Below are 19,711 nucleotides of genomic sequence, written 5' to 3'. Positions count from 1 at the left end.
TTTCCTTGGGCAATACAAAAAACATCGCTTTTTGGGTCATTCTATTCGTTATGATCCTTATGCTGTTCAATCTGTTCAGCGGGGCCGGCACGAACCAGCCAAGCGAAGCGCGTTCATATAGCGAGTTTGTTCAGGCTGTGCAGGACGGCACGGTGCAACAGGCCACGATTGATGGCGAGAATGTGCGCTTTATCGCTTCGGACAACAAAAGCTATGTGACGATCAAGCCCGAAGATGCAGGCGTTACCGATCTGCTCATAGACAACAATGTGCCGCTCACAGCCAAGCCGCAAGAAACCTCTGGCTTCCAGTCGTTCCTTCTGAGCCTGTTGCCGTTTTTGCTGCTCATCGGTGTCTGGATATATTTCATGAACCGTATGCAGGGCGGCGGCAAAGGCGGCGCGATGGGCTTTGGCAAATCAAAGGCCAAGATGCTGACGGAAAAGTCGGGGCGTGTGACATTTGATGATGTTGCGGGCATTGACGAAGCCAAGGAAGAGCTTGAAGAGATTGTTGAATTTCTACGCAACCCGCAGAAATTCTCGCGCCTCGGCGGTAAGATCCCCAAAGGCGCTTTGCTTGTCGGCCCTCCCGGCACGGGTAAGACGCTTCTGGCGCGCGCCATTGCGGGTGAGGCGGGGGTTCCGTTCTTCACGATTTCAGGCTCTGATTTTGTTGAAATGTTCGTCGGCGTAGGCGCGAGCCGCGTGCGCGATATGTTTGACCAAGCCAAAAAGAACGCGCCTTGTATCGTGTTTATCGACGAGATTGATGCCGTTGGCCGCCACCGTGGCGCGGGTTATGGCGGGGGCAACGACGAGCGCGAACAAACGCTCAACCAGCTGCTTGTCGAGATGGACGGCTTTGAGGCCAACGAAGGCGTGATCATTCTTGCGGCGACCAACCGTAAAGACGTGCTTGACCCTGCCCTGCTGCGCCCCGGCCGTTTTGACCGCACGGTGACTGTGCCCAACCCTGACATCAAGGGTCGCGAGAAGATCCTCGGTGTGCATGCGCGCAAAAGCCCGCTTGGCCCCGATGTCGACCTGCGCATTATCGCGCGCGGGACACCCGGATTTTCGGGTGCTGACCTGGCCAACCTTGTGAACGAGGCAGCGCTCATGGCGGCGCGTGTCGGGCGCAGGTTTGTTGCGATGGCCGACTTCGAGCAGGCGAAAGACAAGATCATGATGGGAGCGGAGCGCCGCTCAATGGTTATGACGCCTGCGCAGAAGGAAATGACCGCTTACCACGAAGCAGGCCATGCCATTGTCGGCATGACGCTGCCCAAATGTGACCCTGTCTACAAGGCAACGATCATTCCGCGCGGACAAGCACTTGGCATGGTGATGAGCTTGCCCGAGATGGACCAGCTTAACTATTTCAAGGACGAGTTGACCCAGAAAATTGCCATGACGATGGCCGGCAAAGCGGCTGAAATTATCAAGTATGGTGACAACGCCGTTTCGAACGGGCCATCTGGCGACATTATGCAGGCCTCTGCTTTGGCGCGGGCGATGGTGATGCGCTGGGGCATGTCCGATAAGGTCGGTAACATTGATTATCAGGAAGCGGCAGAAGCGTTCCGTGGCGGCGGAGGTGCAGGCGGTTTCTCGATTTCGGCGCATACGAAAGAGCTGATCGAGGAAGAGGTGAAGCGCATCATCGACCAAGGGTATGAAGACGCTCACAAGATTATCATGGACAACAAGAAAGGCTGGGAAGCTCTTGCGGAAGGCCTGCTTGAGTATGAAACGCTCACCGGTGCCGAGATTGAACGTGTGATGCGCGGAGAACCACCTCACAAGGGCGATGATGAGGATGACTCCAAGGGTGAGCCCGCTTCTATCACTGCGATTCCGAAGACCAAGCCACGCGCCAAGCCCAAATCCAAGGGCGGTGAGGGCGATATGGAGCCCGAGCCCTCCGCATGACGGTGCCCCCCTTAAAACGTGACTGGAATCCCGAGGCCTATTCAAGGTTTCGGGATTTGCGCTTGCGCCCTGCGCTTGACCTTTTGCTTGCAGTCCGCTCGGTGGGCGGGGGTGATGTGATCGACCTTGGCTGCGGCAACGGAGCGATGGGCGCGCGGCTGAAAGAGCGGTTTGCGGGACACAAAATCCTTGGTGTTGATGGCTCTCCTGCCATGTTGGAAAAGGCACGTGAAACGCAGGCTTATGACAGCTTGAGCGAAGCCGATATCGCCAGTTGGCAGATCGAGGGTGCCGGACTTATTTACAGCAATGCGGCGCTGCACTGGCTGAAGAACCATGAAGATCTGATGCCACGGCTTGCAAGAATGCTCAGCAAGGGTGGCACACTGGCTGTGCAGATGCCACACCAGAACAACGCCCCCTCGCACCGTATGTGGCGCAGTCTTGCTGAAGAGCTTTTCCCGAAGCGGATTGATTTCGAGGCCGGACCTGCGGTTTTGATGCCGTCGCAATATTATGCGGCGCTCGCTTCACTTGGTGCTTTGGCGATCTGGGAGACAGAGTACTATCAGGTGCTTGGCGCGGATGAGACGGGCCACCCTGTGCGCCGTTTTACAGAAAGCACCTATGCGCGGCCCATCCTCGATGCGCTGGCTGAAGACGAGCAGGCGGCCCTGATCAAGCGCTATGAGCAGATTATGGAGAAGGCCTATCCGCGCGGCGAGGACGGCACGGTGTTGTTTCCGTTCCGCCGGATGTTTTTCACACTGACAGTTTAGGGCGCAATGCTAAGAGTGATCGCTTCGCGTCCAAGCTCCTGCCCCTTGCGTATAAGCGTTACCTGGCCCTGATATGTGCCTTGGGGCCACACAGACTGGGTGAGTTTCTTGCCTGCGGCGCGAAAGCCGAGAGCTTGGGTTTTTTCGAGGCGGCTATCGTGCGCAAAGCGGAAGCCCTCGGGGCCGTCGATCTCAAGGCGGATAATATCGTCCTCGCGGGTTCCGAATGTGTAGCCCCAGAGGACGAGGGCAGGTGCTTCGGGCCTAAGGGTGGCGGCATGGGCTGTGCCTGCTTTTACAGCGCTAAATTCGGGCACAGCACTGGCGAAGCCTATTCCGATGAGACCACCGGCTTGATAGGCGGGTGGCTCGGCCCAGAGGGTTTCATCGGCAGCGCCGCAGGTGGCGGCCTCGAAGGGATCAAACGGATCAATCACCCGCTCGCGCTGCCGCACGGTGAAGTGCAGATGTGGAAATTCGGTGCGCCCCGAAAGGCCGACTTGACCGAGCGGGTCACCCGCGCTGACGCTTTGGCCTTTGGTCACTGAAATTGAACCGAGCTTCATGTGACAATACTGGCTGACCCAGCCATCGCCATGATCAATCACGAGACCATTGCCGCACTCGCGGGTCTGAATATTCGCTTCGGTTTCGGCGGTGAGGCCCGTGTCGGGCATCTCGTCGCGTGTCCCGCGCACAACGCCTGCGGCGGCGGCGAGGACAGTGACACCAGCCTCCATCTCAGCGCGGGTGCGCAGGGCAAAGTCGGTGCCTTTGTGGCCATCGTAGCTGAGTGTGCCGCAGGCATAATCGGCGATGCGCCCCTCGGCGGCGAGGGTATCGACATAGTTTTGAATATAGCAGGTTTCGCCAAGGGTGCAGTCGAGCGGCTGGATAAAGCGCGGAGGCTCCGCCATGGCCGAGGATGCAAAAAAGGCGGCGAGGCCTACAAGAGAACCGCGCCGCCACATGGGTTATTCAGCCGTGAGAAGCGGCGGCTTGGAGCCTGAGAGGCGTGGCCTGTCGGGGCCTTCAAGGCGTAGGTCGATCTTGCCATCCTTGATGCCGACCTTGACGATACCACCTTTGGCAAGTTTGCCAAAGAGCAGCTCCTCGGCCAGCGGTTTCTTGATATACTCCTGAATGACACGGCCAAGGGGGCGGGCGCCCATCTTGTCGTCATAGCCCTTGTCGGCAAGCCATTCGGCGGCAGCCCGTGTGAGCTCAAACGTCACGTTGCGGTCCATCAGCTGGGCCTCAAGCTGGAGCACGAACTTTTCGACAACTTGCAGGATCACTTCTTTGCCGAGCGGTGCGAAGCTGATCACCGCATCGAGGCGGTTGCGGAACTCGGGCGTGAAGGTGCGCTCGATCGCGGCAGTGTCTTCTCCTGTGCGGCGGTCGCGGCCAAAGCCGACAGCCTCTTTGGCTTGCTCGGAGGCGCCTGCGTTGGATGTCATGATCAGAACGACATTGCGGAAGCTGACAGTGCGCCCGTTGTGGTCGGTGAGCTCGCCGTTGTCCATGACTTGCAAGAGGATGTTGTAAACATCGGGATGGGCTTTTTCCATCTCGTCAAGCAAGAGGACGCAGTGCGGATGTTGATCAACGCCATCGGTGAGAAGGCCGCCCTGATCGAAGCCGACATAGCCGGGAGGGGCGCCAATGAGGCGGGAGACGGCGTGTTTCTCCATGTATTCGGACATATCAAAGCGCAGAAGCTCCACGCCGAGCACATCGGCGAGTTGTTTGGCGACTTCGGTTTTGCCCACACCTGTTGGCCCTGCGAAGAGGTAGTTGCCGATGGGCTTTTCCGGTTCGCGCAGACCAGCGCGTGAAAGTTTGATCGCGGAGGACAGTGCGGTAATGGCCTGATCCTGGCCAAAGACCACGCGCTTGAGCGATTTTTCGAGGTCTTTGAGCACGGCGCCATCGTCTTTGGAGACATTCTTTGGCGGGATGCGCGCGATTTTGGCGACAACAGCCTCTACCTCTTTTGTGCCGATGGTTTTGCGGCGCTTGGCCGATTTGAGCAGGTGCTGGGCTGCGCCTGCCTCGTCGATCACGTCAATCGCGCTGTCGGGCAGTTTACGATCATTGATGTAGCGCGCGGCCAGTTCCACTGAAGTTTTGATCGCGTCATTGGTGTATTTGACGCCGTGGTGCTCCTCGAAATAGGGCTTGATGCCACGCAGGATTTTGACGGCATCCTCGACAGATGGCTCGTTCACGTCGATCTTCTGGAACCGGCGCGCAAGGGCGCGGTCTTTCTCGAAATGCTGGCGGAACTCTTTGTAGGTAGTGGAGCCCATGGTGCGCAGCTTGCCGCCCGCGAGGGCGGGTTTGAGCAGATTGGAAGCATCCATCGCGCCGCCTGATGTGGCACCTGCGCCGATGACAGTGTGAATTTCGTCGATGAAGAGCACAGCATCGTCATGCTCTTCGAGCTCTTTCACGACAGCTTTGAGGCGCTCCTCAAAATCGCCACGGTAGCGTGTGCCGGCGAGGAGGGCGCCCATATCGAGCGAGTAGATCGTCGTGTTGGCGAGGATTTCGGGGGTTTCCCCCTTTACGATCTGGTTGGCGAGCCCCTCTGCGATGGCTGTTTTGCCGACACCGGGATCACCCACAAGGAGCGGGTTGTTCTTGCGGCGGCGGCAAAGCACCTGAATACAGCGCTCGACCTCAGAGTCGCGGCCGATGAGCGGATCAATTTCGCCTTTGCGCGCTTTTGCGTTGAGATCGACGCAGTATTTGCTGAGCGCGCTTTCTTCACCTGCTTCGGCCTCAGGGGCAGATTGATGTGTTTGCTCGTCTTCTGCACCTGTAAGTGGGCGGGCCTCCCCAAAAGCGGGGTCTTTGGCGACGCCATGGGCGATGAAATTGACCGCGTCATAGCGGGTCATTTCTTGTTCTTGCAGGAAGTAGGCGGCGTTGCTCTCGCGCTCCGCAAAGATGGCAACGAGGACGTTTGCGCCCGTCACTTCGGTGCGGCCGGAGCTTTGCACATGAATGGCCGCGCGCTGGATGACGCGCTGGAAGGCGGCTGTCGGCACGGCCTCGGAGCCTTCGATATCGGTCACAAGGTTGCTCAGGTCTTCGTCGATGAATTCCATCAGGGTTTGGCGCAGATCCTCAGGATCAACCGAGCAGGCTTTGAGAACGCGCACGGCGTCAGGCTCGTCCAGAAGGGCGAGCAGCAGGTGTTCGAGCGTGGCAAACTCATGGCGCTTGGAATTGGCTGTGGCCAGCGCGGCATGGATGGCTTGCTCGAGTGTGTTTGAAAATGATGGCACTGCTCTCGTGCTCCTTTTGACTTGAGTTCACCAACGTCTCTGAGGCTTTATACGGAACCTTCGCTTTATTAGGTTAAAGTTTGGTCGATATTGCCCCAGCTTCAAGGCTTTTCTTGAAAAATAGTATCACATTTCGTGTCACGTTGCGGTGATACGCTTAAAAACGGTCCTTTGCGATGCGTAGTTTGGTGAAGCTGGCGCAATCCGGTGCGCGCAGGAAGGGGTTTGTTGCTTTCTCTAGAGCCAGTGTCGAGGGCACCGTGAACGCGCCTGCGCTGCGGAGGCGGTCTGTTTCGGCGTTGCGGGCAGCTACCGCCGGGTCATTCGGAGCCATGGTGACGGCAAAGCGTCCGTTGGCGGCAGTGTATTCATGGCCCGAACAGACAAGCGTGTCATCGGGCAGGGCGGCAAGCTTTGAAAGGCTTTGATACATCTGCCCGGGTGTGCCTTCAAAGAGGCGTCCGCAACCAAAGGCCATGAGGCTGTCACCCGTGAAGACATAGCCGGAGGCGGGGAAGTGAAAGGCGATGTGGCCGACGGTGTGGCCCGAGACATCGAAGATGACGACGTCTTCCCCAAGCACAGTGATGTGGTCGCCTTCGCTCACCTTTTCTGTGAGAGGCGGGAGGCGGTGGGCGTCTGCCGCCGCGCCGATCACGCGCTGGACGGGCGCTGTGTTGAGGCCTGCGAGGCCTTGAATGTGATCATCGTGGTGATGGGTGAGCAGCACGGTTGTGAGTGTGAGGCCACGCTTGGCAAGTTCGGCATTGACGGGCGCAGCCTCGGGCGCATCGACAAGGGCGGCTTCGCCCTGATCGTTCACCAGCAGGAAAGCGTAGTTGTCGGATAGGCAGGGAATGGTAACAAGCTCAAGAGGCATGGCTTTTCCTTTGATCATGGTTATGTTGGCATTAGACTGACTGATCAAAGCGGTGGCGTCCATGCATCTTGATGTGAAAGATCTGCGAAACTTCTATTACCGCAGCACACTGGGCCGCGCGGCGCAGAAGGTCATCCGTGACCAAATGCTCGAGATATGGCCGGAAGCCAAGGGCCAGACGGTGCTGGGATTCGGTTTTGCTGCGCCGCTTCTGCGGCCTTATCTGAAACAGGCGAGGCGGGTGACCTGCCTGATGCCCGGGCCACAGGGGGTTATGCCTTGGCCTGCGGGGCAGCCCAATGTGAGTGTGCTTTGTGAAGAGACCCACTGGCCGATTGAAACGGGGCATGTGGACAAGCTTGTTGTGATGCACGGGCTGGAAACCAGCGAGTGGTCCGAGGCCGTGCTGGAAGAATGCTACCGTGTGCTTGGCCCCGGCGGGCGGGCGCTTTTTATTGTGCCGAACCGCGCAGGGCTGTGGAGCCGCAATGACCGCACGCCATTCGGCTTCGGGCGGCCCTTTACGATGGGCCAGCTGGACAAACAGCTCAAGCTGTGGGGCTTTAAGACCGAGCACAGCCAGACCGCGCTTTACCAGCCCCCGAGCGAGCGCCGCTTCTGGCGCAAGACTGCCGGTTTCTGGGAAAAACTCGGCCATGGAATGCCGCTTGTTGCAGGGGGTGGCGTGTTGATGGTTGAAGTGACCAAGCAGATCCCCGCACCAAAGCGGCCCGGGCTTGGGCAGCGCGTGCGCAAGCCTTCATATGTGATCCAGCCTGTGCCGGACGGGCTGCCTGCGTAACGCCCCTTTTGGGGGGATTCTGCCTTGATAGCGTTAACTTTTGCGAGGTGAATCACGAAAAACGTGATCGAAAAGCTGGTATTTGGGCGCGCAATCCGTCGCACTTTGGCTAAGCTGTTGTAAAGTATTGATTTTAGGCCATGTCGAAAAATGCTGTAGCAGGTTGCCGCAACCGGAATGCTCTGCTACACCCGCCTCGATTTAGCTGCTTTGAGAATTCTCAGGGTGAAAACGCCCCCAAGTGAGCTATGCGCATAAGTCGGCGCATTGCAGAGCACGGGGCCAGAAAATCGAAAGGGTGGACGTGTCCGAACCAGCTTCGATATCTTCCGGCATTGCTGCGCGCTATGCCACGGCCGTATTCTCTTTGGCCAAGGAAACGAAAAAGCTCAAAGCCGTTGAGGGTGACCTTGACAGCTTGGAAGAGGTGCTGGCTGACAGCGCTGATTTTAACAATCTCATCATGAGTCCGGTCTACAGCCGGGACGAGCAGGGGGCTGCTATCGCGGCTCTCGCCAAGAAGATGAAACTTTCTCCCATGATTGCAAACACGCTGAGCCTTATGGCTTCCAAGCGCCGTTTGTTTGTCTTGCCACAGTTGGTGCGTGCCCTGCGCGCGGCGATTGCGGAAGATAAGGGTGAAGTCGCTGCCGAAGTTGTGAGCGCAAAAGCTCTGACAAAGGCACAATCGGACAAGCTTGCCAAGACGCTGAAAGAGCGTTTCGGTAAGACTGTAACTATCAATGCGACCGTTGATGAAAGCCTCATTGGCGGTCTTGTCGTTAAGGTGGGCTCGAAAATGATCGACACGTCGATCCGCTCGAAGTTCAGCTCCCTCCAGAATTCAATGAAAGAGGTCGGATAAATGGGTATCCAAGCAGCAGAAATTTCTGCGATCCTGAAAGACCAGATCAAGAACTTCGGTAAAGAAGCCGAAGTTGCTGAAGTCGGGCAAGTTCTCAGCGTAGGCGATGGTATCGCGCGCGTTTATGGTCTGGACAACATCCAGGCGGGTGAGATGGTTGAATTCCCTGGCGGGATCATGGGCATGGCCCTCAACCTCGAAACCGACAACGTGGGTGTTGTTATCTTCGGCTCCGACCGTGACATCAAAGAAGGTGACACAGTCAAGCGCACGAAGGCGATCGTTGACGTTCCTGCAGGCCCCGAGCTTCTTGGGCGCGTGGTTGACGGCCTCGGCAACCCGATTGACGGCAAAGGCCCGATCAAAACGAAAAACCGCGCAATCGCGGACAGCAAGGCGCCGGGCATTATCCCGCGTCAGTCGGTTCACGAACCGATGGCGACAGGCCTCAAATCTGTGGATGCGATGATCCCGATTGGCCGTGGCCAGCGCGAGTTGATCATTGGTGACCGTCAGACAGGCAAAACTGCCGTTGCTCTGGATGCGATCCTTAACCAGAAGTCATACAACGAAGCCGCAGGCGACGACGAAAGCAAGAAGCTTTATTGCGTCTATGTTGCGATCGGCCAGAAGCGCTCGACTGTTGCGCAGTTGGTGAAACGTCTCGAAGAAAGCGGCGCGCTTGAATATTCAATCGTTGTTGCGGCGACAGCATCGGACCCTGCACCTTTGCAGTTCCTTGCGCCTTATGCGGCGACAGCGATGGCGGAATACTTCCGCGACAACGGCAAGCACGCTCTCATCGTATATGATGACCTTTCAAAGCAAGCCGTGTCTTATCGCCAGATGTCACTTCTGCTCCGTCGTCCACCCGGCCGCGAAGCTTATCCTGGTGACGTTTTCTATCTTCACTCACGTCTGCTTGAGCGCTCATCCAAGCTCAACGCCGATCACGGTTCGGGCTCTTTGACAGCTCTGCCGATCATTGAAACCCAAGGTGGTGACGTTTCGGCGTTTATTCCGACCAACGTGATTTCGATTACGGATGGCCAGATCTTCCTTGAGACAGAACTGTTTTACCAAGGCATCCGCCCTGCTGTGAACACAGGTCTTTCGGTTTCACGGGTTGGCTCTTCGGCGCAAACATCGGCGATGTCCTCAGTGGCTGGCCCTGTTAAGCTTTCACTCGCTCAATACCGCGAGATGGCGGCTTTTGCCCAGTTCGGCTCGGACCTTGATGCGGCAACGCAGCAGCTTCTGAACCGTGGCGCACGCCTTACAGAGCTTATGAAGCAGCCGCAGTATTCACCGCTGACGAACGCCGAGATTGTTTGTGTTATCTTTGCTGGTACAAACGGCTACCTCGACAAAATTGCGGTGAGCGATGTGGCTCGCTTCGAAGCGGGGCTTCTCAAGCACCTGCACTCAAAGCACGCTGATATCATCGAGTGGATCACCAAAGACGATCCCAAGATCAAAGGCGAAGCCGCGGACCGTTTGAAAGCAGCGCTGGACGCATTCGCCGCTGACTTCGCATAAGGGGGAGATAGGGCAATGCCAAATCTCAAGGACCTTAAGAACCGGATCTCGTCGGTCAAATCGACCCGTAAGATCACGAAGGCCATGCAAATGGTGGCCGCCGCAAAACTGCGGCGGGCACAGGAAGCTGCCGAAGCCTCACGGCCCTATACAGAGCGCTTTAACGCGGTTCTGGGTGGGTTGGCTGCTTCCGTGGGAACATCTGACGGCGCGCCGCTTTTGCTGCGCGGCACGGGTGACGACAAGGTGCATCTGCTCGTTGTCATGACCTCGGAGCGCGGGCTTTGCGGCGGCTTCAACACGAACATCGTGAAGCTTGCAAAGCAGCAGGCCCAGAAGCTTCTGGGCGAAGGCAAGACCGTGAAAATTCTGACCGTGGGCAAAAAAGGCCGCGAGCAGCTGAAGCGGGATTATCAGTCTCACATGGTATCCCATGTGGATCTGAGCGAAGTGAAAAAACTTGGCTATGACAATGCCAAGGATATCGCGACCGATCTTCTCTCGCGCTTTGAAGCGGGAGAGTTCGACGTCGCGACGATTTTTTACGCCCAGTTCCAGTCTGTTATCAGCCAGATCCCGACAGCGTTGCAGGTCATTCCGGCCAGCTATGACGCGCCAGAGGGCGATGCTGCTGGCGTGAGTGCGGATTATGACTACGAGCCTGACCAGGACCAGATTCTGGCAGACCTCTTGCCGCGCGGTGTTGCGACGCAGATATTTGCGGCGCTGCTGGAAAACGGCGCAAGCGAACAAGGCGCGCGGATGTCTGCTATGGACAACGCAACCCGCAACGCTGGCGACATGATCGACGATCTGACTGTTGAGTATAACCGCTCGCGTCAGGCTGTGATTACGAACGAGCTTATCGAGATTATCTCGGGCGCTGAGGCGCTCTAAGAAACCGGAGACGAATAAATGGCTAATGCAAAAGGCAAAATCACCCAGGTGATCGGCGCTGTTGTGGACGTGCAGTTCGAAGACGCGCTGCCCGAAATTCTGAACGCCCTTGAAACAGACAACAACGGCAAGCGCCTCATTCTCGAGGTTGCGCAGCACCTCGGCGAGAGCACCGTGCGCACCATCGCGATGGATGCGACCGAAGGTCTGGTGCGCGGTCAGGCTGTAACCGACCTGGGCGAGCCGATTTCGGTTCCTGTTGGTCCTGGCACATTGGGCCGCATCCTGAACGTGACAGGCGATCCTGTTGACGAAAAAGGCCCTGTTGATGCGAAAGACCGCCGCTCTATTCACGGCGATGCACCTTCTTTTGAAGAGCAGTCAACAGCAACCGAGATCCTGACAACAGGTATCAAAGTTATCGACCTTCTGGCGCCTTATACCAAGGGTGGTAAAATTGGTCTCTTCGGCGGTGCCGGTGTTGGCAAAACAGTTTTGATCATGGAACTGATCAACAACATCGCGAAAGTGCACTCGGGTGTATCAGTGTTCGCGGGTGTTGGTGAGCGGACACGTGAAGGCAACGACCTTTACCACGAGATGATTGAATCCGGCGTTATCGTTCCTGATAATCTGGTCGATTCAAAAATTGCTCTGGTTTATGGCCAGATGAACGAGCCTCCCGGTGCGCGTATGCGTGTTGCTTTGACAGGCCTTTCGCTTGCAGAACAGTTCCGTGATGACTCAGGTTCAGACGTTCTGTTCTTTGTGGACAACATCTTCCGCTTTACACAAGCGGGTTCGGAAGTTTCGGCTCTGCTCGGCCGTATTCCTTCAGCGGTTGGCTATCAGCCAACACTGGCGACGGACATGGGCCAGATGCAAGAGCGCATCTCATCCACCAAGAACGGTTCGATTACATCGGTTCAGGCCGTATACGTTCCTGCGGATGACTTGACCGACCCTGCACCTGCAACATCATTTGCCCACCTTGACGCGACAACGGTTCTTGACCGTGCGATCTCGGAAAAAGGCATCTACCCTGCTGTTGATCCGCTTGGTTCGACATCACGCCTTCTCGATCCGCAGATCATCGGTGAAGAGCACTACAAGGTTGCGACAGATGTTCAGCAAATCCTGCAGCGCTATAAGTCACTGCAAGACATCATCGCGATCCTCGGCATGGACGAATTGTCAGAAGAAGACAAAATGACGGTTGCCCGTGCGCGTAAGATCGAGCGCTTCCTCAGCCAGCCATTTGACGTTGCCAAAGTCTTCACTGGCTCTGACGGTGTTCAGGTTCAGCTCGAAGAAACGATCTCGTCGTTCAAAGCCGTTGTGGCGGGTGAATACGATCACCTTCCGGAAGGCGCTTTCTACATGGTGGGTGGCATCGCGGACGTGATTGCCAAAGCCGAGAAAATGGCAGCTGACGCTGCTTAAAGGAGGCACTAATGGCCGAGACAATGCAATTTGATCTGGTAAGCCCCGAGCGCAACCTTGCTTCCATGCAAGTGACATCGGTGCAGATCCCGGGTGCAGACGGGCAAATGACGGCTATGCCGAACCATGCGCCTGTAATCACCACGTTGCGGCCCGGTGTTCTGGCTGTGAGCGGCCCTGAGGGCAATGTCTCATATGCTGTCACTGGCGGTTTTGCCGAGATCAACCCCGAGGGGCTGTCTGTTTTGGCAGAGAAAGCCATTCCTTTGGCCGATGCCAAAGCGGCTGATCTGGAGCCCGTTGTGGCTGCGGCGAAAGAAGCGGCAGCGAATGCTGTTCCTGAAAACCGCGATATGGCCGAACTTCTGCTGGCGGACCTTGAAGAGCTTATGCAAAACATGGTCTGACGTTGTGCAGTCTTAAATAAAAGTGATATGCCTCAACTCATTCAGAGTTGGGGCATTTTTTTTGTCTATGGTTTTTGGTGTTGGATTTACGCTTTGGAAACTGACAGGAACATCATGAAAAAATTTACCGGCTCTATCGGTATAACGCAGGGCAATGACGTTATTTTTGAGCATTTTCAAGATGGTGGCGAGATGTGGACGGGCTCGGGCAACCGCGAGATGCGCAAGCCCATCACTTTCCGCGAAGCGTTTAACGCCAGCCCCAGTGTACATTGTTCGCTGACGCTTTGGGATGTGGACAGCGATACAAATGTGCGCGCAGATATCGAGGCCGAGAACATAACGGCAGCGGGATTTGACCTTGTCTTCCGCACTTGGGGAGACACAAAGATCGCCCGTATTCGAGCGGGCTGGATGGCCATCGGACCTGTCCGGAGCGAAGACGACTGGGAGCTTTATTAAGGCATTGAGAGTGGTGGGTTGGCACCTACCCTACGGGCGCCTTAGAACATACCTTCGTAAATCGGCTCAAGCATTTCGGTATCAAACAGAGAACTGACAGAGGTTCCGTTCCAGATATTGAGGATCGCCTGAGCAAACATCGGCGCGGTCGGCACAACGCGGATGTTCGGGGTTTTCTTGGCTTCTTCCGACGCGGAGATAGTGTCTGTGATGACGAGCGATTTCATGACTGATTTGGAAATCCGCTCACAGGCCGGGCCCGAGAGAACGCCGTGTGTGATGTAGGCGTGAACTTCGGATGCTCCGTTCTGCATCAGCACTTCGGCCGCTTTGCAGAGTGTGCCGGCTGTGTCGACCATGTCGTCGACGATGAAGCATTTCTTACCGGAAACATCGCCAATCACTGTCATCTCGGCAACTTCCCCGGCCTTTTCGCGGCGCTTGTCCACGATGGAAAGCGGGGCATTGATCCGTTTGGCAAGCTCGCGGGCGCGGGCCACACCGCCAACATCGGGGGAAACAACCATGATATCGTCGAGATCATCTTTAAACTGGTGCTTGATGTCGAGCGCGAAGATGGGCGATGCGTAGAGGTTGTCTACGGGGATATCGAAAAAGCCCTGAATTTGGGCGGCGTGAAGGTCCATTGTCAGAACCCGCTCGATGCCTGTACCGACAAGCATGTTGGCCACGAGCTTGGCTGAAATGGGGGTGCGGGCCTTTGAGCGGCGGTCCTGACGGGCATAGCCGAAATAGGGAATGACCGCCGTAATCCGCTGGGCCGAGGAGCGGCGCAGAGCATCGGCCATGATGAGCAGTTCCATTAGGTTGTCGTTGGCGGGGTTGGATGTGCTCTGGATGATGAACATGTCCTCGCCGCGCACATTGTCAAATACTTCGACAAAGATTTCACCGTCGTTGAACCGCTCGACCCGTGCTTCGACCAGCCCTTGGCTCACACCGCGATGTAGCGACATGCGGCGCGCGATGGCTTTGGCGAGGGGCATGTTGGCATTGCCGGCGATGAGTTTGGGTTCTTTGGTGAGTGACATGTGGCGCGGTCCCCGGCTTGAGTAATTCATGACAGAATCGTGACGTTGACACCGCTTAGCATCTAACTCATGTCTGGCAAAGGTGCACATGGCCGCATTGGCCAAAGGTACGCGAAAAAATGAGAAGGCAAACATCATGGCGACGATTGACTACTATTTCACCACGTTGAGCCCTTGGGCCTATCTGGCAGGGCTGCGTGCCGAAGAAATTGCAGCCAGACACGGGCTGACTGTGGTGTATAAGCCTCTGGATATAATGGCCCTTTTCGCGCGCACCGGTGGCACGGCGCCCGCTGACAGACACCCTGCGCGGATGGATTACCGTAATCAGGAACTGCGTCGTCAGGTCAAAAAGGCAGGATTACCGATGACGTTTCCCAAGCCGATGTTTTGGCCGACCAATCCGGCGCCTTCCAGCTACGCTATTATTGCTGCTCAGGAAGCCGGTGGAGGGGATGTCGGCAAGTTGACCCACAGCATCCTGCGGGCCACCTGGGCGGAAGAAAAAGATATTGGCGAGGAGGCTGTGGTACAGGATTGCCTTGAGGCTGCAGGCTTTGACCGTGGTCTCACGATGAGCGGGATGCTTGTCGGTGCGGAGACTTATGCGCGAAATCTGGAAGAAGCTGTCGAGCGCGGTGTTTTCGGATCGCCTTTCTATATCCTTGAAAACGGTGAGAAATTCTGGGGCCAGGACCGCCTTGATGACATGGCTGCGCATCTTGCAGGTGATCTGTGAGCCTGCAAGAACGCGCTGGATATAGCGTCTGGTCGCGTAGTCTTGGAACGGGGCCGCGCAAGGGGCTGATGCTGCATTGCTCGTTGGCGCACGGTGGTGCGTGGCGCGGGCTGTCGGCGCAGTTTGAGGGTAAGTTCACCTTTGATGCGCCCGACTTTCTGAGCCACGGGCGGAGTGCTATGTGGGACGGTAAAGGCAGCTATCATGATGCTTGCACGGCCGTTGCGAAGAGTTTCCTGAGCGATGAACCTATTGATTTGGTTGGACATTCTTTTGGTGCAACGGTTGCCTTGCGGTTGGCTTTGGACGCGCCCGAGAGGGTGCGTAGCCTTGTGCTGATCGAGCCGGTTTTCTTTGCTGTGGCTCTTGCGGATGATCCTGATTTTGTAAGTGATATGAGTGCCTTAGAGGAAGTCCTGACGAATGAAGGGCGACATGCGGCCACGAAAGCCTTTCTGGGACAGTGGGGCGGCGGGCTGCCTTGGGCCATGATGCCCAAAGAGACGCAGGATGACATGGCTTCGCGCATTCAAGTTATCATTGATGCTGGCCCTGCTTTATATGAAGACACGGCGGGAATGCTCGCAGAGGGGCGCATGCAAGCGCTTGATATGCCGGTTCTTTTGCTCCGCGGGAGCCAATCGCCTCATGTTGTCGAGACGATTAACGCGGGGTTGGCGCGGCGTATACCTGCGGCGCAGACGGGCGCTATCGAGGGGGCGGGGCACATGGCTCCGATCAGTCACCCCAAGGAATGTGCAGCACAGATGCGGGCGTTTTGGAACCTCTGAAGCAGACGTAGGTCTGGCTATGGGGCAAGTTGTATATACAACAGTATGGACAACGAAAGACAGGGCTTACCCGAGCGAAGCCAGCAGAGCTTTGCTCGGAACGCCTGTCACAGGCATCCCACGGGACTGCTCATACGCGCGGATCGCGGCGCGGCCCTTTTCGCCGATCACCCCATCGGGGTTGCCAGCGCCAAAGCCGCGATCGTTGAGCCGCTTCTGGAGCGCCTGACGCTCGCGGGTGCTCATGCCCCACGGATTGTTTGGAAAGCCCGAGCGGATCTGGCCGCGCCCTGCGAGGCGGTCGGAGAGGTGGCCCACACCGATGGCGTAGCTGTCGGCGTAGTTGTATTTTTTGATGACGTGGAAGTTGTCGTAGATCATAAACACCGGACCTTCGGGGCCAGCGGGCAGGATGAGTGCGCCGTTGCCATGATCGGGCAGCTTACCGCCGGCTGCGGCTGTGACGCCGAGCTTTTGCCACGCGCGGGTGCGGCGCGGAAAGATGCGGCCTGACAGGGCAAGGTCGAACCCGCTTGGGAGCTGTGCTTCAATGGCCCACGGCTGACCTTTGCGCCAGCCTTCGGATTTGAGGAGTTGGGCGGTGGAGGCGAGCGCGTCTGTCGGATCATCACCCCAGATGTTGGCATGGCCTGATCTGTCATAGTCTTGCGCATGGCGATGGTAGGTTGAGGGCATGAACTGGGTGTGGCCCATCGCACCTGCGAAGCTGCCGCGCATTTCATTCGGGCTGGCGTGACCCGCCTCGACGATCTGGAGGGCGGCGAGAAGTTCCGCCTCAAAAAGATCGCGGCGGCGGCCTTCAAAGGCCAAGGTGCTCAGCGTGGAAAACACAGGCTCGCTGCCGCGAAAACTACCATAGGCACTTTCCATGCCCCAGATGGCGGTGATGACTTCCTTTTCGACACCGTAGGAGCGCTCGATGTTCGTGAGCACAGAGTTATACCGCTTGAGAGCTTTTCGCCCGCCCGAGAGCCGCGCGCCCGAAGCGGCAGAGGCGAGGTAGTCTTCCAAAGGTTTGGCGACTTCGGCTTGGCGGGAATCATTTGCTACGACTTTGGGCAGGAACTGAACGCCATTGAGCGCAGCGTTGAGTGTGCGCTCGGAGATACCTGCGCTGGCTGCTTTCCGGCGGAATGTGTTGAGCCATGCTTCAAACCCTGCGCGCGCGAAGGCGGGAGAGGCTGCAAAGGCGAGGGATGTGGCGATGAGGGCGCGGCGATTCAGGGGCATTGTAGCGTTCCTTTTAAATAGGGGCCGCGGACCTAGTCGTTGGCGGCGATGAGGGCCTTCAGGATGTTTTTTGCGCTGTCGGAGGCCCAGTCGGCATCGCCCAGAAGGCGGGCGACTTCTGTTCCGTCGCGGGTGATGATTATTGTGGCGGGGAGGCCGAGGACGCCCATTTCACGGGCGACAGCCGATTTTGGATCGGCGTGAAGCGGCAGGTTAGTGACACCGATTTCGGAGAAAAAGCGGGCCATGGCGGCAGGGTCGTTTTTGCCCGTGGCGATTGTAACGACTTCAAAGTCTTCGCCGCCAAGCTCGGTCTGAAGCTCGGCGAGCAGGGGCATTTCCTTGCGGCAAGGGGCGCACCATGTGGCCCAGAAGTTGAGCAGGACGATTTTGCCTTTGTGCTCCGCGAGCGTGGCTGTGCCACCCTCGGGCTTTGTGTAGGGCGCGGTTGCGACAGCTTGGGGCGCGGGGTAGAGCACCAGTTTCTTCATGTCACCCGTTTGCAGCGCCTGAACCTCGGCGCGGGTGGCTTCGGACAGCCCGCCTGTGACGGAGGTTGAGGGGGCGAAGGCGAAAAGGCCAGCGATGATTGCGATTGCGGCGAGAGCGGTATAAACCAGCTTGGAGCGAGACATTTTCATCCTTTCGAAGGCGGCAAGACCTATGAGCAACGACACCTCAAACCAAATGTGGGGCGGCCGCTTTTCGGCTGGCGTAGACGCGATCATGGAGGCGATCAACGCCTCGATCGGGTATGACCAACGTATGGCGGCCGAAGACATTGCCGGCTCAAGGGCCCATGCCGCTATGTTGGCGGCGACAGGCATTGTGAGTGATAGCGATGCCAAGGCGATGAGGGAAGGGCTGCTCACGGTCTTGTCAGAGATCGAAGGCGGGACGTTTGAATTTTCGACGCAGCTTGAAGACATCCACATGAATGTGGAGAGCCGCCTGAAAGCTTTGATAGGCGAGCCTGCCGGGCGTCTGCACACGGGGCGCTCGCGCAACGACCAGGTTGCGACCGACTTCAAACTTTGGGTGCGCGGACAAATGGACGCAGCGGTGAGCGGGATCAAGGCGCTTCAGCTGGCGTTTCTGGGGCAGGCCGAGGCCGGGGCTGATTGGGTGATGCCCGGGTTTACGCATTTGCAGACGGCGCAGCCCGTGACATGGGGCCATCATATGATGGCCTATGTCGAAATGCTGGGGCGCGATGCCTCGCGCTTTGAAGATGCGCGCAAGCGGATGAACGAAAGCCCCTTGGGCGCGGCGGCGCTGGCGGGCACATCCTTTCCGATTGATCGCAATATGACGGCGGAGGCGCTCGGGTTTGACCGCCCTGCGGCGAATTCGCTGGATGCGGTGAGCGACCGTGACTTTGCGCTGGAGTTTCTGAGTGCGGCGAGCATTTGTGCGATGCACCTCTCGCGCTTTGCCGAGGAGCTGGTGATCTGGTCATCGGCGCAGTTTCGGTTTGTGCAGCTGAGCGACAGTTTCTCGACCGGCTCCAGCATTATGCCGCAAAAGAAAAACCCTGATGCAGCCGAGCTGATCCGCGCCAAGATCGGACGGATTTTTGGAGCGAATGTGGCTCTGATGATGGTTATGAAGGGGCTGCCGCTGGCCTATTCAAAGGACATGCAGGAAGATAAGGAACAGGTCTTCGATGCCGCCGACAACCTGATGCTGGCACTGGCCGCGATGGAGGGGATGGTGCGCGATATGAGCGCCAACCGTGAGAGTCTTGCGGCGGCGGCAGGCAGCGGCTTCTCCACCGCGACCGATTTGGCTGACTGGTGCGTGCGCGTGCAAGGGATGCCCTTCCGTGATGCGCATCATGTGACGGGAAGCCTTGTGGCTATGGCCGAGGCGAAGGGCTGTGACTTGCCTGATCTGAGCCTTGAAGAGATGCAAACGGTCAACGCGGCGATTACGGAGGATGTGTTTAGCGTGCTGACGGTGGAAGCCTCTGTCGCGTCGCGCACAAGCTATGGCGGCACGGCGCCCTCTGAGGTGCGCAAACAGATTGCGCGCTGGAAAGAGCTGCTGGCGTGAGACTGGTTTGGCTTGCGCTCGCGCTTTGGGGTGCCGTACATCCGATGTATTACTTTGTGACATACATGCGCGAAGAGGGTGTGGGCCTCGTGGGGCTGGGCCAGGCTTGGTATGTGAATGCCTCGACCACGGGGCTGACCTGGGATTTGATTATTTCCGCGCTCGGCCTGACGATCTGGGCGATCTATGAGACAATGCAAAAGCGTGACTGGCCCAGACTGCTGGCCATTCCCGCGACATTTTGCATTGGCGTGAGCTGTGGCTTGCCGCTGTATCTTTATTTGCGCGAGCGAAAGGCATAGGCTTGTGCGTGCAGGAGGACTTGTGATGACGCGGTTTATAGTGGTGGGCATGAGCCTAATGATGCTGGCGGGCTGCGGTGCCGAGGGAAAGCCTGTGCGCCCGGAGGCTGAAACTGTAAGGCCTCAGACAGGTGCACCGGCTGGCGGGCTAACAGTGTCGGGCCATGCCACCGTTGGTGTGATTTACAATTGAAGCTGCTTGGCGCGCGGGCCAAGG

At 57.6% G+C, this 19,711-nt stretch carries 20 protein-coding genes; 14 read left to right on the top strand and 6 right to left on the bottom strand.

Going from position 1 to position 19,711, the window contains the following annotated elements; all coding sequences use genetic code 11:
• Nucleotides 1-5: 5 nt before the first annotated feature.
• Nucleotides 6-1,934 carry an ATP-dependent zinc metalloprotease FtsH gene (ftsH, locus tag OE750_RS13600; RefSeq protein WP_263764806.1) on the top strand — a complete coding sequence of 643 codons (1,929 nt, stop codon included), beginning with the start codon at nt 6-8 and terminating at the stop codon, nt 1,932-1,934.
• Nucleotides 1,931-2,713, top strand: a complete 783-nt coding sequence (locus tag OE750_RS13595) for a methyltransferase domain-containing protein (RefSeq protein ID WP_263764805.1) — start codon at nt 1,931-1,933, stop codon at nt 2,711-2,713. The genes ftsH and OE750_RS13595 overlap by 4 nt, the downstream gene beginning before the upstream one ends.
• On the opposite strand, the gene OE750_RS13590 is transcribed toward OE750_RS13595, so the two are convergent.
• The 3 genes from OE750_RS13590 to gloB all read right to left on the bottom strand — a co-directional run bounded on the left by OE750_RS13590 (nt 2,710) and on the right by gloB (nt 6,889).
• Nucleotides 2,710-3,630, bottom strand: coding sequence for a M23 family metallopeptidase (locus tag OE750_RS13590; RefSeq protein WP_263764804.1), 921 nt, complete (start codon nt 3,628-3,630; stop codon nt 2,710-2,712). The genes OE750_RS13595 and OE750_RS13590 overlap by 4 nt on opposite strands.
• A gap of 57 nt (nt 3,631-3,687) precedes the next feature.
• The gene (gene clpA, locus OE750_RS13585) at nt 3,688-6,009 is read right to left on the bottom strand and encodes an ATP-dependent Clp protease ATP-binding subunit ClpA (RefSeq protein WP_263764803.1); all 2,322 of its coding nucleotides are present in this window, start codon (nt 6,007-6,009) and stop codon (nt 3,688-3,690) included.
• 157 nt (nt 6,010-6,166) lie between these two features.
• Nucleotides 6,167-6,889 carry a hydroxyacylglutathione hydrolase gene (gene gloB / locus OE750_RS13580; RefSeq protein ID WP_263764869.1) on the bottom strand — a complete coding sequence of 241 codons (723 nt, stop codon included), beginning with the start codon at nt 6,887-6,889 and terminating at the stop codon, nt 6,167-6,169.
• 61 nt (nt 6,890-6,950) lie between these two features.
• Between gloB and OE750_RS13575 the strand changes: the two genes are divergently transcribed.
• The 7 genes from OE750_RS13575 (at nt 6,951) to OE750_RS13545 (ending at nt 13,304) form a co-directional block, all read left to right on the top strand.
• Complete coding sequence (locus OE750_RS13575; RefSeq protein WP_263764802.1) at nt 6,951-7,691, top strand: class I SAM-dependent methyltransferase; 741 nt, start codon at nt 6,951-6,953, stop codon at nt 7,689-7,691.
• A gap of 304 nt (nt 7,692-7,995) precedes the next feature.
• Nucleotides 7,996-8,556 carry a F0F1 ATP synthase subunit delta gene (locus OE750_RS13570; protein WP_263764801.1) on the top strand — a complete coding sequence of 187 codons (561 nt, stop codon included), beginning with the start codon at nt 7,996-7,998 and terminating at the stop codon, nt 8,554-8,556.
• The gene (atpA, locus tag OE750_RS13565; protein WP_263764799.1) at nt 8,557-10,095 is read left to right on the top strand and encodes a F0F1 ATP synthase subunit alpha; all 1,539 of its coding nucleotides are present in this window, start codon (nt 8,557-8,559) and stop codon (nt 10,093-10,095) included.
• Nucleotides 10,096-10,110: 15 nt separating this feature from the next.
• The gene (locus OE750_RS13560) at nt 10,111-10,992 is read left to right on the top strand and encodes a F0F1 ATP synthase subunit gamma (RefSeq protein ID WP_263764798.1); all 882 of its coding nucleotides are present in this window, start codon (nt 10,111-10,113) and stop codon (nt 10,990-10,992) included.
• 18 nt (nt 10,993-11,010) lie between these two features.
• A complete protein-coding gene (gene atpD, locus OE750_RS13555) occupies nt 11,011-12,435 on the top strand; it encodes a F0F1 ATP synthase subunit beta (protein ID WP_263764797.1) in 1,425 nt (474 codons plus the stop codon).
• An 11-nt stretch (nt 12,436-12,446) separates the two neighbouring features.
• Nucleotides 12,447-12,842 carry a F0F1 ATP synthase subunit epsilon gene (locus OE750_RS13550; protein ID WP_263764796.1) on the top strand — a complete coding sequence of 132 codons (396 nt, stop codon included), beginning with the start codon at nt 12,447-12,449 and terminating at the stop codon, nt 12,840-12,842.
• Between the two features lie 114 nt (nt 12,843-12,956).
• The gene (locus tag OE750_RS13545) at nt 12,957-13,304 is read left to right on the top strand and encodes an H-type lectin domain-containing protein (protein ID WP_263764795.1); all 348 of its coding nucleotides are present in this window, start codon (nt 12,957-12,959) and stop codon (nt 13,302-13,304) included.
• A 41-nt stretch (nt 13,305-13,345) separates the two neighbouring features.
• Here OE750_RS13545 and OE750_RS13540 read toward each other — a convergent pair whose 3' ends face one another.
• On the bottom strand, nt 13,346-14,356 hold the full coding sequence (locus OE750_RS13540; protein ID WP_263764794.1) for a ribose-phosphate pyrophosphokinase: 1,011 nt from the start codon (nt 14,354-14,356) through the stop codon (nt 13,346-13,348).
• A 136-nt stretch (nt 14,357-14,492) separates the two neighbouring features.
• Here OE750_RS13540 and OE750_RS13535 point away from each other — a divergent pair, with 136 nt between their 5' ends.
• Both OE750_RS13535 and OE750_RS13530 read left to right on the top strand, forming a co-directional pair.
• Nucleotides 14,493-15,095 (top strand): 2-hydroxychromene-2-carboxylate isomerase, encoded by a 603-nt coding sequence (locus OE750_RS13535; protein WP_263764793.1) that lies wholly within the window; start codon nt 14,493-14,495, stop codon nt 15,093-15,095.
• Entirely contained in the window at nt 15,092-15,886 is a 795-nt protein-coding gene (locus tag OE750_RS13530; RefSeq protein ID WP_263764792.1) for an alpha/beta fold hydrolase, read from the top strand. The genes OE750_RS13535 and OE750_RS13530 overlap by 4 nt, the downstream gene beginning before the upstream one ends.
• Before the next feature lie 66 nt (nt 15,887-15,952).
• On the opposite strand, the gene OE750_RS13525 is transcribed toward OE750_RS13530, so the two are convergent.
• The gene (locus OE750_RS13525) at nt 15,953-17,137 is read right to left on the bottom strand and encodes a lytic murein transglycosylase (protein ID WP_263764791.1); all 1,185 of its coding nucleotides are present in this window, start codon (nt 17,135-17,137) and stop codon (nt 15,953-15,955) included.
• 32 nt (nt 17,138-17,169) lie between these two features.
• On the bottom strand, nt 17,170-17,778 hold the full coding sequence (locus OE750_RS13520; RefSeq protein ID WP_263764790.1) for a TlpA family protein disulfide reductase: 609 nt from the start codon (nt 17,776-17,778) through the stop codon (nt 17,170-17,172).
• 22 nt (nt 17,779-17,800) lie between these two features.
• Between OE750_RS13520 and argH the strand changes: the two genes are divergently transcribed.
• The 3 genes from argH to OE750_RS13505 are packed head-to-tail and all read left to right on the top strand — an operon-like array spanning nt 17,801 to nt 19,687.
• On the top strand, nt 17,801-19,192 hold the full coding sequence (gene argH, locus OE750_RS13515; RefSeq protein WP_263764789.1) for an argininosuccinate lyase: 1,392 nt from the start codon (nt 17,801-17,803) through the stop codon (nt 19,190-19,192).
• Entirely contained in the window at nt 19,189-19,494 is a 306-nt protein-coding gene (locus tag OE750_RS13510) for a DUF2834 domain-containing protein (protein WP_263764788.1), read from the top strand. Before argH ends, OE750_RS13510 begins: the two co-directional genes overlap by 4 nt.
• Nucleotides 19,495-19,519: 25 nt before the next feature.
• Nucleotides 19,520-19,687, top strand: a complete 168-nt coding sequence (locus OE750_RS13505) for an argininosuccinate lyase (protein WP_263764787.1) — start codon at nt 19,520-19,522, stop codon at nt 19,685-19,687.
• The last annotated feature ends 24 nt before the right edge of the window (nt 19,688-19,711 follow it).

The sequence above is a fragment of the Lentibacter sp. XHP0401 genome (assembly GCF_025751535.1).
GTDB lineage: Bacteria > Pseudomonadota > Alphaproteobacteria > Rhodobacterales > Rhodobacteraceae > Lentibacter.
The sequence above is the reverse complement of the archived record's forward strand: the minus strand, read 5'-3'. Positions and strand labels throughout refer to the sequence as shown.

Coding starts and splice junctions, on each gene's coding strand:
- gloB (WP_263764869.1), bottom strand. CDS start 6,889: ATGCCTCTTGAGCTTGTTACCATTCCCTGCCTATCCGACAACTACGCT.
- OE750_RS13540 (WP_263764794.1), bottom strand. CDS start 14,356: ATGTCACTCACCAAAGAACCCAAACTCATCGCCGGCAATGCCAACATG.
- atpA (WP_263764799.1), top strand. CDS start 8,557: ATGGGTATCCAAGCAGCAGAAATTTCTGCGATCCTGAAAGACCAGATC.
- OE750_RS13590 (WP_263764804.1), bottom strand. CDS start 3,630: ATGGCGGAGCCTCCGCGCTTTATCCAGCCGCTCGACTGCACCCTTGGC.
- OE750_RS13525 (WP_263764791.1), bottom strand. CDS start 17,137: ATGCCCCTGAATCGCCGCGCCCTCATCGCCACATCCCTCGCCTTTGCA.
- OE750_RS13560 (WP_263764798.1), top strand. CDS start 10,111: ATGCCAAATCTCAAGGACCTTAAGAACCGGATCTCGTCGGTCAAATCG.
- OE750_RS13575 (WP_263764802.1), top strand. CDS start 6,951: ATGCATCTTGATGTGAAAGATCTGCGAAACTTCTATTACCGCAGCACA.
- atpD (WP_263764797.1), top strand. CDS start 11,011: ATGGCTAATGCAAAAGGCAAAATCACCCAGGTGATCGGCGCTGTTGTG.
- OE750_RS13595 (WP_263764805.1), top strand. CDS start 1,931: ATGACGGTGCCCCCCTTAAAACGTGACTGGAATCCCGAGGCCTATTCA.
- argH (WP_263764789.1), top strand. CDS start 17,801: ATGAGCAACGACACCTCAAACCAAATGTGGGGCGGCCGCTTTTCGGCT.
- OE750_RS13550 (WP_263764796.1), top strand. CDS start 12,447: ATGGCCGAGACAATGCAATTTGATCTGGTAAGCCCCGAGCGCAACCTT.
- OE750_RS13505 (WP_263764787.1), top strand. CDS start 19,520: ATGACGCGGTTTATAGTGGTGGGCATGAGCCTAATGATGCTGGCGGGC.
- OE750_RS13545 (WP_263764795.1), top strand. CDS start 12,957: ATGAAAAAATTTACCGGCTCTATCGGTATAACGCAGGGCAATGACGTT.
- OE750_RS13535 (WP_263764793.1), top strand. CDS start 14,493: ATGGCGACGATTGACTACTATTTCACCACGTTGAGCCCTTGGGCCTAT.
- OE750_RS13520 (WP_263764790.1), bottom strand. CDS start 17,778: ATGAAAATGTCTCGCTCCAAGCTGGTTTATACCGCTCTCGCCGCAATC.